This window comes from Halopseudomonas sp. (assembly GCF_047631575.1).
Taxonomy (GTDB): Bacteria; Pseudomonadota; Gammaproteobacteria; order Pseudomonadales; family Pseudomonadaceae; genus Halopseudomonas.
Window position 1 is genome coordinate 282,519 of the sequence record NZ_JBLIAB010000004.1, and the last position, 12,257, is coordinate 294,775.

10 protein-coding genes are annotated in these 12,257 nt (G+C 57.3%); 3 read left to right on the top strand and 7 right to left on the bottom strand.

Features of this window, described 5'->3' with window-relative positions; all coding sequences use genetic code 11:
- Nucleotide 1: 1 nt before the first annotated feature.
- The 5 genes from ACJAXR_RS10150 to ACJAXR_RS10170 all read right to left on the bottom strand — a co-directional run bounded on the left by ACJAXR_RS10150 (nt 2) and on the right by ACJAXR_RS10170 (nt 4,268).
- Nucleotides 2-658 carry a DUF3047 domain-containing protein gene (locus tag ACJAXR_RS10150; protein WP_415058140.1) on the bottom strand — a complete coding sequence of 219 codons (657 nt, stop codon included), beginning with the start codon at nt 656-658 and terminating at the stop codon, nt 2-4.
- Entirely contained in the window at nt 648-875 is a 228-nt protein-coding gene (locus ACJAXR_RS10155) for a hypothetical protein (RefSeq protein WP_415058141.1), read from the bottom strand. Before ACJAXR_RS10155 ends, ACJAXR_RS10150 begins: the two co-directional genes overlap by 11 nt.
- A gap of 81 nt (nt 876-956) precedes the next feature.
- Entirely contained in the window at nt 957-1,961 is a 1,005-nt protein-coding gene (locus ACJAXR_RS10160; RefSeq protein WP_415058142.1) for a lipase secretion chaperone, read from the bottom strand.
- A gap of 71 nt (nt 1,962-2,032) precedes the next feature.
- Complete coding sequence (locus ACJAXR_RS10165) at nt 2,033-2,962, bottom strand: triacylglycerol lipase (RefSeq protein ID WP_415058143.1); 930 nt, start codon at nt 2,960-2,962, stop codon at nt 2,033-2,035.
- Between the two features lie 232 nt (nt 2,963-3,194).
- A complete protein-coding gene (locus ACJAXR_RS10170; RefSeq protein ID WP_415058144.1) occupies nt 3,195-4,268 on the bottom strand; it encodes a transporter substrate-binding domain-containing protein in 1,074 nt (357 codons plus the stop codon).
- A gap of 160 nt (nt 4,269-4,428) precedes the next feature.
- On the opposite strand from ACJAXR_RS10170, the gene ACJAXR_RS10175 reads away from it, so the two are divergent.
- Both ACJAXR_RS10175 and ACJAXR_RS10180 read left to right on the top strand, forming a co-directional pair.
- Nucleotides 4,429-4,890: an NfeD family protein gene (locus ACJAXR_RS10175; protein ID WP_415058145.1), complete on the top strand. Its 462-nt coding sequence runs from the start codon at nt 4,429-4,431 to the stop codon at nt 4,888-4,890.
- 60 nt (nt 4,891-4,950) lie between these two features.
- Nucleotides 4,951-5,883, top strand: coding sequence for an SPFH domain-containing protein (locus tag ACJAXR_RS10180; RefSeq protein WP_415058146.1), 933 nt, complete (start codon nt 4,951-4,953; stop codon nt 5,881-5,883).
- 45 nt (nt 5,884-5,928) lie between these two features.
- Here the strand turns inward: ACJAXR_RS10180 and ACJAXR_RS10185 are convergent, their stop codons facing one another.
- Both ACJAXR_RS10185 and ACJAXR_RS10190 read right to left on the bottom strand, forming a co-directional pair.
- Nucleotides 5,929-9,063, bottom strand: a complete 3,135-nt coding sequence (locus ACJAXR_RS10185; RefSeq protein WP_415058147.1) for an efflux RND transporter permease subunit — start codon at nt 9,061-9,063, stop codon at nt 5,929-5,931.
- On the bottom strand, nt 9,060-10,322 hold the full coding sequence (locus ACJAXR_RS10190) for an efflux RND transporter periplasmic adaptor subunit (protein WP_415058148.1): 1,263 nt from the start codon (nt 10,320-10,322) through the stop codon (nt 9,060-9,062). The genes ACJAXR_RS10185 and ACJAXR_RS10190 overlap by 4 nt, the downstream gene beginning before the upstream one ends.
- 195 nt (nt 10,323-10,517) lie before the next feature.
- On the opposite strand from ACJAXR_RS10190, the gene ACJAXR_RS10195 reads away from it, so the two are divergent.
- Complete coding sequence (locus tag ACJAXR_RS10195; RefSeq protein WP_415058149.1) at nt 10,518-12,215, top strand: long-chain-fatty-acid--CoA ligase; 1,698 nt, start codon at nt 10,518-10,520, stop codon at nt 12,213-12,215.
- Nucleotides 12,216-12,257: the final 42 nt, after the last annotated feature.

The window sequence follows — 12,257 nt, forward strand, 5'->3', positions numbered from 1 at the left end:
GTTAGTCGGTTGCCGGCAGCCAGCGGATGCTGCCGTACCAGCCGGTGATGGGCTGACCACTGCTATCGCAGTCGGTCATGATCGCCAGCCCGTCGATGCTGTCGAGCTCAATGCCATGCAGCGCCTGAAAGTCCGCGCGCACATTGCGGCTCTCGGTCACGGGCTGATCCTGTTGCGGCGCGCCGCTGCGTAGAGCCAGCATTTGCGCCTGACTGGCGTAGGCATTGGGCCATGCATGACCAACCGGCTGGTTGCTGGACCAAACGTAGTTAACCGCTCTAGTCCGCCAGATCAGCAAGCCACCATCCTTGACCACGTACAAGCGCACAGGATAATCGTCGCCACTTTTCTGCGTCTCATCGATGCCGTTGAATACCCTGTCTATCGCCCAGGACCATTCCAGAATCGGTGTATCGCGCAGATCAATGGTCTGCTCCAGGTACAAAGCTGAGGCTGCATCCGAGCATTGCGCTTGAAGCATCTCCTGGCCGGCGTGTTGAGTCAGCGTGTACCCGGTCTGACCCGTGAAGTCTCGACGTTCCCACTGGAGTATGTCGGATGGTTGCATGAGCGACTCGGCGCTGACGCCGCTAACCCATACACCCGTCGCAAGCAGCAGAGCACATGCCGTCCATGGGCTACTGCGATTATTTATCATCGGCTTTCTCGTTGGCATTCGGGTTGAGCTTTTGCTCAGCAAGCGCTTTTTCCTGCGCCTTGAATTTCTCCCAGTCTTCCCAGTCATGGGGTGTGCCGGCATGGGGGCGGCCGGGATGCATGGCTCGTTCCAGGGACTTGCCGCGCAGGCTGGTATCCTTAAGGTCAGCATCATCGCCGTCCAGGCCATACTTTTTTAGAAATTCATCGGCGCGCATCAGCTTGCTCCATCTATTCGATTAGACGTTCAGTATGGTCCGGCTGTCGGGGTTTGTCGCAGCAAGCTGTTTCAGGGTCTGTCAGGGTCTGTTCAGGGGATCATCAAGCAGGCCGCCAATTCGAAGCTGCTCATTTGACGCGAACCGCTGGGTAACCAGCTCATTGATTGCCTGCTGTTTATCTGCATCGCTTAGCCCGGGATGGTCTGCAATCGCCTGGCGTTCTGCGCTGAACTCATCCAGCCTGCGTTGCCACTGTTGGCGCTGCTGGTCGAGCATTTCGAGTCGCCCGGTGGCCTCGGGGCCCACCAACGACATTCGCAGTGAGCGAATCTCGCTGGCATCTGCGCCGGCGGAATGAAGCGTGTCAGTCTGTTCGGTCAGTACCTGGTGGATCTGGGGTACCAGTAGATCCTGCATGTCCTCCGGTAGGCTCTGACGCAGGTCCTCGATCATCGCGCCCTTGTCCTGGCCGGCGATATTGTCATCATGCATGATGGCTAGGCGTTCCAGAGTGAAGTTGTTGAACACTTCTTCTGCGGCAAAAAAAGCCTGATGGGCCTCGGGACTGAAAATGCGCGCCCGCAGGCGCTGCACCTGATCGGCGCGAGCTCTTAAACTGTGGACGTCGGCGACGACCGGAAATGCCTGCTCTAGCTCGACTAAATCAGTTTTGTATTCGATGTAGTCATCCAGTATTACCAGGGCCTGATCGAGTGCCGGCTGCTGTAACCGAGCGGTCAGATGCTGACGGATATTGTCGCTGGCTTGCTCAAAGCTAACTTCGCCGACGGTGGTATAGAAATAGTCGAACAGGTGACGGATCTGTTCGGTGATCAGCAGATTGCCATTGCGGTCTACTTCCAGCATGCCATCAATCTGGGTGCCAAGTTGCGATTCAATTGTCGCTGGGGTGACGGGGATGTCTGGGCGTGTAACTGTGACGGACGCCGCGGGTTGGCGTGGAGGGGTTATGTCGTCTGTCGACTGGACACTGGTCTCAGTGAGTTGAGAATCAGGCGTCAGATAATGCCAGCCGAGCAATAAGGCGGCGGCCAGGAAAGGTACATAGACAAGGGTTCGCATCGACTCTCCGCTGAGTGCGTTGATCGGGGGGTAACATAATGGGCCGGCTCCACGAGGAGCCGGCCACAGCTTTACAAGCCTGCGTTACGCAGCCGGTTGGCGTGCTGACGGTAGACCGATGTCGGATTGGTTTCGAAAATGCTGGTCAGGCCGAAGACCTGGTTTACTTCGTCCAAATGGTTCATACGGTAATTGTCGCGGATCACCATGCCCAAATGCGAGCTACAGCGGCCAACCAGACCATCATTGGCTTCAAAACCGAAGGTCAGCGAGGTCGCACCAAGCAGGGCATCAGACACGTCGAAGACGTTGGTCAGCGGGCTGGTTCCACCCCAGGAGTAGTAACGTACGCCATTGACCGAGTAAGCGCCCTGACCGCAGGACGATGTGGGCAGCCCTTGCGGGAAACGCGCATTGAACTGCGCAGCGCCTACCGAATTGAGCGATTCGAGGGCGCCCAGGGCATTCTGTGGGCTGGTGGTATTGCTGCCGGAGAGGAAGTTGATCAGTGCGCCAAGACCGTTGACGATGCCGGCTACGGCTGCTTCACCGGCAGAACCCTCGGGAACATTACGGATAAAGTCGGCGGCCTTGGAGCCCTTGTGGGGTGCTCCGACACTGGTGACCGAAGCGACCAGATCCGGCCGCACAGCGGCCACATAACGGATGGTGGGCCCGCCATGGCTGTGACCAATCAGATTGACTTTCTGCTTGCCTGAAATGGCAACGATACTTTCAACCTGGGCGAGAAGCTGTTCGCCGCGCTTTTCTGAGGTATCGAGCTGGCTGACCGACGTGCTGTACACGGTGGCGCCGCCGCTGCGCAGTGCAGAGGGAATACCGTACCAGTAATTGACGCCGAGCAGCTTGTCGAAGCCGAGCATGCCGTGGGCCAGTACGATGGGATATTTGGTCTGGGTATAGTCGGCCTGGGCTGGGACGCATATAGCTACGGTGGCAATGATGCCCAAGGCTAGAGATAGCCGGGTTCTGTTATGCATAGGTGTATGTCCTGTGTCGTGAATCATTGTTTTTCTTATAAGGGCGACAACATCTGATGTATCGCTGAAGCAGCATAGACAGAGGGTTCGGGTAACAGAAGGTTGCCTTAAGGGTAAAATAGAAATGACTATATTGTCAGTTTTGTGACCGGCTGGTCGACTGCTCTGCAGTAACACCATTCATCAAAAAAATCCGATGAACGGTAATTCAGAGTATCAAATCCTTGCTTCCTCAGTGGCCCAGATAGCGCTCGGTCAATGTTTCCCATTCTGGCGATTCGGTTGAACGTAATACCTGCTGTGCGATAGGTGCCCGATAGGGGCTATCGCTGGGTAAGGCAAAAGCATACAACTGCTGTTCGAAAACGGCTGGGAGGATATCCAGGCGCTGGTTGCCGAGTTGCTGGTTGCGGTACTGCATGAGCGCACGGTCATACACCACCGCGTCTGCCTCGCCGCGGTAAACCGCCTGCATCGCGGAAGTTAGATCGGGGTAGGTCTCGCGGTTTATTCGCCCTTCGCGCAGGTATCGAGCGCTGGCGGTATTGGCGATGGTTGCCACCGTATTGCCCGGTAGATCCTGAGGCACTTCGATCTGCCGCTGCAGATTGCTGACGGTCAGGGATGAGGTGATCGCGGCGGTGAAGCTGGCGACCATGATCAGGCCGGCAAACATCCAGACCAGTGCAATCAGCCGGCCCGGTAGCGATGTGGGTGCCTTATCGCCGTAACCTACGGTAGTCATGGTGACAGCAGCCCACCAGAAACTGGCGCCGATACCCTGTATAGGGGTGCCACCAAATTGTTCGGGATTACGCCGACGTTCAACTGCCCACAGCAGCAGGCCAACAAAGAGTAACAGCAAGCCCAGGCTGGCGATGAGGCTGACGAACTGCCAGCTGACCAGTGCGCGCAAACTCTGCCACAAGCCACTCTTGGGGTTATGCGGCACCCCGATCGACAGGCCTGTCTGGTAGAACGGGTGGGCGAAATCGAATCGTGCCTCGCGATCAGCTGTCATTGTCAGCGCGCCGACCGCGACATCCACTGTGCCGGATTCCACACCCTGAAGAAGTTCATCGAAGCTCATCTCGACTAATTCATACTCCAGCTCAAGCTCTTCGGCTATGTTGCGCCAGAGATCGATACTGATGCCCTCCCAGCTGCCATCCTCGCTGGTCATGACAAAAGGTGGTACGGGGGTGATACCCACACGTAGCGGAGTGCCCGTGGATTGAGCATTGGCAGGCAGCACACAGCACATGAATAGTGCGAAAACCATTAGAACAAAACGTCCTTGATGCATGGTCAGAATCCCTGAGATTTTGTTAGAGCATAGCAAATCATATTGCTTTTATTGGGGTTCGACATACGAGGTACTACGATCGGCGATTCCCATCGCGGTTAATCCGCGAGCAATCTGGTAATCTCGCGAGACCGCATAGCAGACGCACAGGAGCGCAATCATGCTGGAGAGCACTTTTATCAACGGATATGCATTCTGGCTGCTGTTCGGCCTTCTTTTGCTGGCTTCCGAGTTCTTCATGCCGGGTCTGATAGCCGCATTTTTTGGCATCGGCGCACTGGCCGTTGGGCTGCTGACTCTGGTTGGTGTGATAGAAACGACCAGCGTTCAACTGACGGTCTTCTCACTCCTCAGTCTGTCGGCTTTGTTCGGACTGCGCAGGCACTTCAAGCGATGGCTGCAAGGCACCGAAGATAACCCGGCTGTGGCGGACCAGGATGACGCTGGATTTATCGGCGCACGGGTCGAGGTACTGAGTGACTTCAATGATGGCTTTGGCGATGTATTGCTAAACGGGGCCAAGTGGGACGCCGAATCGAGCGAACCATTGAGCGCCGGTGAGCATGCCTGGGTGATCGATCATCACGGTATCGTACTCAAGTTGAGTCGACAGCAGCCTTGAAGCGGGGCCGAATACCTATAAATCCTCTAAACCAACATTCCCTTTTACGGAGCATTTGAAATGGATATTGCAACACTGATTTCACTGGCGTTTCTGGCGCTGGTGATCATTGCGCTGGCCAAGACAGCACGTATCGTTCCCCAGCGATCAGCTTTTATTGTCGAGCGTCTGGGCAAATACGCCAAAACACTGGAGGCTGGTTTTCACGTCCTGATACCTTTTGTTGACCGGGTGTCATACAAGCATACCCTGAAGGAAGAGGCGATTGACGTGCCCAGTCAGGCCTGCGTTACCAAGGACAACATTCAGGTAGTGGTCAATGGTGTGCTCTACTTACAGGTGGTGGATGCCAAGCTGGCCAGTTACGGTATTAACGACTATCGCTATGCGGCGATGCAGCTGGCGCAAACCACGCTTCGCTCGGTGGTCGGCAAGATTGAGCTGGACAAGACCTTCGAAGAACGTGAAACCATCAATACCCAGGTGGTGCTGGCGCTCGATGAAGCGGCCAAGCCCTGGGGCGTAAAGGTACTACGTTACGAAATCGCTGACATTGAATTGCCGGCAACCATCCTCGACGCGCTGGAAAAACAGATGCGCGCCGAGCGGGAACGTCGCGCGGTGGTTGCTCAGTCAGAAGGCGAGCGGGAAGCCAAGATCAACATCTCTGAAGGTATGAAGCAGGAAACCATCAACTTGTCGGAAGCAGACAAGCAGCGTCAGATCAACGAGGCCGAGGGTCGTGCCCGCGAGATCCAGCTGATTGCCGAGGCGACAGCCGAAGGTCTGCGCCGCGTAGCAGAAGCGATTAATACCCAGGGCGGCAAGGATGCAGTCGCGCTGCGTGTTGCCGAGCAGTATGTGCGTGAGTTTGGCAAGCTGGCCAAAACCAACAACACCATGATTCTGCCGGCGGAATTGAGCAATATTGGGGCGGCGGTCGCAGCGATTACCAAGACCATGGAAACGGTCAAGGCGCCTCGGCCCGAGTAACATACGTCATACAAGAGGCCCCGCACTGGCGGGGCTTTTTTGTGGCTAGCCGTTTACTGTCTGAGTGTTGCCTCGCTCCTTGAAGCCTTCCAGTACCGACATCAGTGCCGGGATTACCAGCAGCACCAGAACAGTGGAGAAACCCAGACCGAATGCGATAGAGGTTGCCATGGGGATCAGAAACTGGGCCTGCAGGGACGTTTCGAACAACAGCGGCAGCAGGCCGCCAATGGTAGTCAGCGAAGTCAGCAATACGGCGCGCAGGCGCTGTATGACCGCCTCACTCAGGGCTTCGTTGATGCCCAGGCCGGTCTTGCGCTGCTGTTGATAGAAACTGACGAGAATGATCGAATTGTTAACCACGATGCCGGAAAGTCCAAACAGTCCGAACAACGAGAGTATCGTCATGTTCAGGCCCATGACCCAATGGCCCAGCAAAGCGCCAACCAGCGCAAGCGGAATAACCGCCATCACGATCAGTGGCGTACTCCAGGATGAAAAAACCCAGACCAGCACCGCATACATCAGTAGCAGTCCGATGATCAGTCCTGTGCGCATGTCGGCCAGGGTGTCGCGCTGGTCGGCCGAACGGCCTTCGAAGCTGTAGTGCACATTATGTTTGGCGGCGAGTGCCGGCAGGGCCTCCTGAAGGCGGGCAAGCACCTCTCCAGCGGTGGTCTGCGTGGGATCTAGATCGGCTGTTACCTCTACCGCCAGACGTCCTTCTGCATGGCGCAGTGCATTGAAACCCTGTCGGCTGTCGAATTCGGCGACCTGATTCAGTGGTACGAAGCGGCCATCATCGAGCCGGATAGCCAGATCATTGAGACTGGACAAGTGCTCGCGCTCTTCGCGGGGCAATTGCACCCGTACTTCTATTTCATCCGAGCGTTGCTGGTAGATCTGCGCCAGACGTCCGTCATAGGCTGCCCTTAACTGGCGACCCAGACTCTGGGTACTCAGCCCCAGCGACTGACCGTACGGCGTCAGGCCGTACACCAGTTGCTCGCGTCCCCAGGGCATATCGTCCTGAGAGCTGATAACACCCTCTATTGCGCCTAGAATCACGCCCACTGCCTCGGCGGCTTCCTTCAGTTGAGCAGGCCGGTCGCCGGTCAGGCGCACATTCACATCTTTGCCAGGTGGGCCTGACGTGCGCTCGCTGATAACCAGCTGATCGATGCCGGCAGGCATCCGGATACGTTCACGCCAGGCCCGAATGAATTCGCTGTTGCGTACATCGCGATGATCCGGAGAGACCAGCTCGACCAGGATGGAGCCGAGCTGGTCGCCTTGGCGACCCGCGCCGGAGGAGCCAATGGATTCGCCACGGCGCACGATGGCATTTTCGATCATCTGTGTGGCAAAGGCGTCTTCTGTGGCGTTCAAGGTTTCCTGCAAGTGATCAAGGAAAAGATCTACCTCTTGCTTCGGTGTGCCAGCAACGAAATTGGCGTTCGCATAAATGACCTGCGGCTCTGGCGTTGGGAAGAAACTGAAGCCGATACGCCCACCGCTGATTAGACCGATGGTCAGTATAATGCTGACTACTGCGCACGCCAGTGTCGCGCCCCGGTGCCTGAGGGTCAGTTGCGAGAGACGCCGGAAGCGACCCTCGCGGAACTGATTGAAGCGACGATCAAAACCCTGACGCACTGCATCGAGTCGACGGCCACTACGTTGCAGCCAGCCGGTCCCCGTCGTGGCTACGACTGGCTTGAAAGCGGATCGCAGGTGATGGGGCAGGACGACGAAGCATTCCAGTAACGAAGCGATCAATACGCAAATCATCACCACCGGAATATCGCCGAGGATATTGCCAAAAATGCCGCCGACGACCAACAGCGGCATGAAGGCCGCTATGGTGGTCAACGACGAAGCGACCACTGGCCAGAGCATGCGTTTGGCAGCGCCTTCGGAGGCATAGTCGGGATTTTCGCCATTGCGAAAGTGAGCGTCGGCATCTTCGCCCACCACAATCGCATCGTCGACGATCACGCCCAGCGCCATGATCAACGCAAACAGAGAAATCATGTTGATCGAGCCGCCGATCAGCCAGAACACGCCCAGTGCGGCAAGAAACGCAGTGGGGATGCCAACCGCCACCCACAGGGCGACACGACCGGGCAGGAATAGGTATAACAGCAACAGAACCAGTGCCAGGCCACCGATACCGTTGCTGACCAGCAGGCCGATTCGATCATTGATCAGTTGCCAGGCCTGGTCATAGACGTTGATGCTCATTCCCGGCGGCAATGTTGGCTCAATCTCATCGAGCCAGTCGTTGAGGATCTGTGCGGAGGCCAGTGAGTCGCCGTCTTCGGCGCGCTGCAAGACCAGTTCCACCGTTGGGTAGCCTTGATGATTGAGCTGCACCTGATTGCGCATGGATTCCTGCCGTACCTCGGCAATATCGCCGAGGCGGATGTAATTGATCCCGCCACGGGCAATCGGCAGATTGGCGAACCCCTCGGGACTGCGGCGTTGTTCGATGGCGCGTAGCTCCCGCGCGGCATCCTGCTCGCCAGCCAGGCCGGCCGGGAGATCTCGGGACTCTGCGGCAATGCGATCAGCAATCTGGTCCAGCGACATACCCAGTTGTTGCAACTGCTGATTAGGGACCTCAATGCTGATCTGTTGATCGGGAAGACCCAATATCTCTATCCGGTCGATGCCGCGACTGAGCAAGTCGCGCTCATAGCGATAAGCCAAGGCGCGTAGCTCATGGTCGGCGTATGGACCGAATATAAGCAGCGTGGCTATCGGGTCGTAGCGAGCGACTCGTGATACTTTGGGCTCCTCTGCATCGGCGGGCAGATTGCGAAATTCGTCGACCCGTTGCCGGGTGTCGTCTACCGCAACAAGAGCGTTCACTTCTTCATTGAATTCCAGGGTGATGCTGGAAATGCCCTGAGCCGATGTCGAGGTCATCGATTTGAGGTTTTCCAGGCTGCGCAGACGCTGTTCCAATGGCTGGGTAATGGCCTGTTCGACATCCTCTGCAGCGGCACCGCTCCAGACCACCTGCACCGTGACGAAGTCGAGGGCGAAAGTCGGGAAAAACTGGATATTCATACGCAGCAGGCCAAGCACGCCGGCCATTAACATCGCCAGCATGACCAGATTGGCCGCTACCTTGTGGCGTACAAAAAAGCCAATCGGACTGACGCTGCGACTCATTCTGCCGGCTCCGCTGCCAACTTCGCAGACGCGTCGGGGGTGACGGTATCCACTTTTAGCCCCTGCATTGCATTGGGCAGATGAGTGATGATGATCTGCATGCCGGATTTCAACTGCGGCGAGCGCACCAGTAGCCAGCGCTCGCCCTGGTCCATTACCGTCTCGCCGATACGTTCTACTTCAACTCGGCTCATGCGCCCGTCTTCCAATGCGTACACCGTTCGGTTGCCGTATAGAGCGCTGTAGGGCAGTGCGATGCTGTCTGGTGCGGCCGGTTTGGGCACGCTGATCGCCAGCAGGTTGCCCAGCCGCAGACCTGCAGCAGGTTGGTCCAACACAAAAATTGCTTCCACTCCGGTGGTATCGGCCTGGCCAGCAATGCGCTGCAGGGTCATGGTCAGGGACGGGGTGGTCTCCAGAGTGCGAGCGACCAGCGTTTGACCCGAGGCCAGCGCCTGGGTGAAGTCCAGCGCATGAATCTGCGGCAGGGTGGCACGCAACTCAAGACCTTCGACAGGATAGAAATCAAGCAGCGACTGGTTGCTGGTCACCTGGTCGCCCGGTGCGACCTGAACATTGGCTACAACGCCATCGAAGGGTGCTGCGAAGCGGCTGCGGGCAGCGTCCCGCTCTACGGATTCGAGGGTTGACTGGGCACGATCGACTCGCGCCTGTAGCGCAGAGAGACGCGAGTCGTGGCTTTCAATGCTGCGCTGACGAACGGCGACGGTTAATGCGGCACGTTCGAACAGGTCCTGCGTACTTTCCAGTTCGGTCCGCGATACCAATTGACGCTCGACCAGTTGTTCTACCCGGCCACGTCCCTTACGGGCGTTATCAAGAATGCGCTCTTCCAGTATCAGCGCCTTGAGATCGCTGGCATGTTCGACGCTTTCACGCGCCAGTTGGGCACTGGCGTCGGCAAGGTCGGCCTGTGCCCGCGCGACCATCGGCTCGATATCTTTATCATCCAGCGCGACCAGCAACGTCCCTTGCTCGACTGTCTGCCCATCCTGTGCCGGGAGCAGGTTGATGCGCCCGGTCATGGGTGCTACCACGGTGAAAAGACGGGGAGACTCAAGCTGCCCATACAGGGTAAGGCTTGGCTGGCGCGCCTCGGGATCCACCTCCATAACCGTCACCCGCCAGGTGCGTTCTTGTGGCGTGACCGGTTCAGGCACTGATCGGGTGGCCTTGAGTAGAAGGAAACCGATAACGCCGATGACGAGGATCAGAAGGGGAACAAGGCGCTTGCGCATAACAGGTCTCTGCGGAGTATGTAACTCACCTGTATAACCTTTGCCGGCGTGCGGCCGCAAGGTCTGAGATTGCAAAAGAGTGTTGCGCAGTCTACGCAGGGATATGGCGTGATATACGGCGGGTGGATTTGTATTCCCGTCGGGCTAGACAGGGGGTAGCTTTGGCGCATAAAGATAATAGCAAGTGAGGTGACAGTGAATACTGAAATGCGTTGGCTGAAGTCCTACCCGGACACAGTGAAATGGGATGAAAAACGGGTAATGGGGCCTGTTTGGGATTTGTTGGACGCGACAGTACAGGACTACCCGGACAATTCGGCTATCGACTTCCTGGGTCACAAGCTCACCTACCGAGAACTCGGTTCGCTGGTAGCACGCTTCGCCTGCGGCTTACAAAAGCTGGGTGTGCGTCCGGGTGTACACGTGGGTATCTATCTGCCCAACTGCCCGCATTACTTCATTGCGTTCATGGCCGTGCTGCGCGCGGGCGGAACAGTGGTTAACTATTCACCCCTGGACGCAGAGCGCACTCTGGCGCACAAGATCGAGGACAGTGAAACCGATATCATGGTAACGCTCGATCTGGCTGCTTTTTATCCCAAGATGGTAAGCCTGCTGGACGAGACCCGTTTGAACAAGCTGGTGGTCGGTCACTTGACCGAGTTCTGTGGTGAGGTGAGTGAGGCTCAGGCAGGTCAGCTGGGTCCGTCGGTCGAGATTGCTTTGAACGATAGCTGCCACGCGTTCAGCGCGCTGCTTGATAATGCCGGTGATTTCACGGCCTATCTGCTCGATGATCCACGCACTGCTTTGGCCGTGCTGCAATATACCGGTGGCACCACGGGAGCGCCCAAGGGTGCGATGCTCACCCATGCCAACCTCACCGGATCTTGCGCACAACTGGAAGCGGTGCTCGATAGCTCGCTTCAGCCTGGTCAGGAGCGCGTACTGGCCGTTCTGCCGCCGTTTCATATTTATGCCCTGATGATCAACATGATCTTCAGTCTGCGTCTTGCTTCAGAGGTTTACATGCATCCGCGTTTCGACGCGGAAACGGTACTGCGCGAGATAGCTGATAGCCGCATAACCACCTTCCCTGGCGTACCGACGATGTTCATCGGTTTGCTGGGTCACCCGCTGACCAGCCAGCTGGACCTGACCTCGCTGAAAATGTGCAATTCGGGTGGCGCACCCTTGCCAATCGATGTGCAACAGCGCTATCAAGACGTTGCCGGTTGTGCCCTGCGCGAGGGTTGGGGCATGACGGAAACCACCACCAGTGGCACCTTTACACCGAAAGAGGCCGAGCCCCATCCGGGTTCTTGCGGTCTGCCAGTACCTGGCTCGCGAATGCGCGTTATGCCGCTGGATGGCTCTGATCGCGAATTGCCGGCGGGCGAGCGCGGTGAAGTCTGTATTGCCGGACCGAACGTGACTGCCGGCTACTGGAAGCGTCCGGATGCGACGGCCGAGGCGATGACGGCCGATGGCTTCCTGCGCACGGGTGATATTGGCTATATGGATGAGGACGGCTGGGTTTATATCGTTGACCGCACCAAAGACATGATTCTGTGCAGCGGTTATAACGTGTATCCGCGGACCATTGAGGAAGCCATCTACGAACATCCTTCTGTCGAAGAAGTCTCGGTGATCGGGGTGGATGATCCGTATCGGGGGCAGGCGCCCAAGGCTTTCATCAAGCTGAAGACCGGTGCTGAGCCGCTTTATTTTGATGAGTTGCAGACGTTTCTTGCCCCGCGTCTGGGCAAGCACGAGCGTCTGCAGGCTATGGAAATACGCGACGCACTACCCAGAACGCCGGTGGGTAAGCTATCCAAGAAGGAACTGGTTGATGAAGAACGCCAACGCGCGGGCGCGTCCAGCGCAAGCTGAATAACGAACAGCAGGTGGCCCCTTGCGAGCGACCTGTCATCT

Excerpts from the sequence above, each read along its gene's own strand:
- ACJAXR_RS10150 (WP_415058140.1), bottom strand. The coding sequence starts at position 658 with ATGATAAATAATCGCAGTAGCCCATGGACGGCATGTGCTCTGCTGCTT.
- ACJAXR_RS10155 (WP_415058141.1), bottom strand. The coding sequence starts at position 875 with ATGCGCGCCGATGAATTTCTAAAAAAGTATGGCCTGGACGGCGATGAT.
- ACJAXR_RS10160 (WP_415058142.1), bottom strand. The coding sequence starts at position 1,961 with ATGCGAACCCTTGTCTATGTACCTTTCCTGGCCGCCGCCTTATTGCTC.
- ACJAXR_RS10165 (WP_415058143.1), bottom strand. The coding sequence starts at position 2,962 with ATGCATAACAGAACCCGGCTATCTCTAGCCTTGGGCATCATTGCCACC.
- ACJAXR_RS10170 (WP_415058144.1), bottom strand. The coding sequence starts at position 4,268 with ATGCATCAAGGACGTTTTGTTCTAATGGTTTTCGCACTATTCATGTGC.
- ACJAXR_RS10175 (WP_415058145.1), top strand. The coding sequence starts at position 4,429 with ATGCTGGAGAGCACTTTTATCAACGGATATGCATTCTGGCTGCTGTTC.
- ACJAXR_RS10180 (WP_415058146.1), top strand. The coding sequence starts at position 4,951 with ATGGATATTGCAACACTGATTTCACTGGCGTTTCTGGCGCTGGTGATC.
- ACJAXR_RS10185 (WP_415058147.1), bottom strand. The coding sequence starts at position 9,063 with ATGAGTCGCAGCGTCAGTCCGATTGGCTTTTTTGTACGCCACAAGGTA.
- ACJAXR_RS10190 (WP_415058148.1), bottom strand. The coding sequence starts at position 10,322 with ATGCGCAAGCGCCTTGTTCCCCTTCTGATCCTCGTCATCGGCGTTATC.